The sequence below is a fragment of the Treponema sp. R6D11 genome, from assembly GCF_054786075.1.
The window spans coordinates 1-384 of sequence record NZ_BDHD01001112.1 but is presented as its reverse complement, the minus strand read 5'-3'; the positions used below and the strand labels follow the sequence as shown (position 1 = coordinate 384).

The 384-nt window shown below is 54.7% G+C and carries 1 protein-coding gene and 1 pseudogene; both read right to left on the bottom strand.

Annotation, left to right across the window (positions count from 1 at the left end; all coding sequences use genetic code 11):
• Positions 1 to 236: pseudogene (locus ACYVTD_RS17705) on the bottom strand (dihydroorotate dehydrogenase); the annotation flags it as partial.
• Positions 229 to 345 carry an iron-sulfur cluster-binding protein gene (locus ACYVTD_RS17700; RefSeq protein WP_461248934.1) on the bottom strand — a complete coding sequence of 39 codons (117 nt, stop codon included), beginning with the start codon at positions 343 to 345 and terminating at the stop codon, positions 229 to 231. The gene ACYVTD_RS17700 and the pseudogene ACYVTD_RS17705, both read right to left, overlap by 8 nt.
• Positions 346 to 384: the final 39 nt, after the last annotated feature.

Below are 384 nucleotides of genomic sequence, written 5' to 3'. Positions count from 1 at the left end.
GCGATGCCGGGATTTTCAAGCCCTATGGAATTCAACATTCCCGCCGGGGTTTCCCATACTCGGATGCCTTTATTGCCCGGCCTCGGGGTCAGGGTAAGCCCCTTTGTGCATATACCGCCCAAGCGGGAAACATCAATTATATCAGCATATTCCCTGCCGTAGCCAAAGGTTCCTGATGCGGCGATTACAGGGTTTTGCAGGCGGACACCGGCAATTGTAACGGAAAGATCAGTCATCAAAGATCACCTCTTCGGCTTTAAAAATAGGCCCGTCGGCGCAGCAACGGCGGTTCCCGTTCACTGTTTTAACGGCGCATCCGAGACAGGCCCCCACGCCGCAGGCCATCCGGCTTTCCATGCTGATAAAACAGGGAACCCCTTTTGC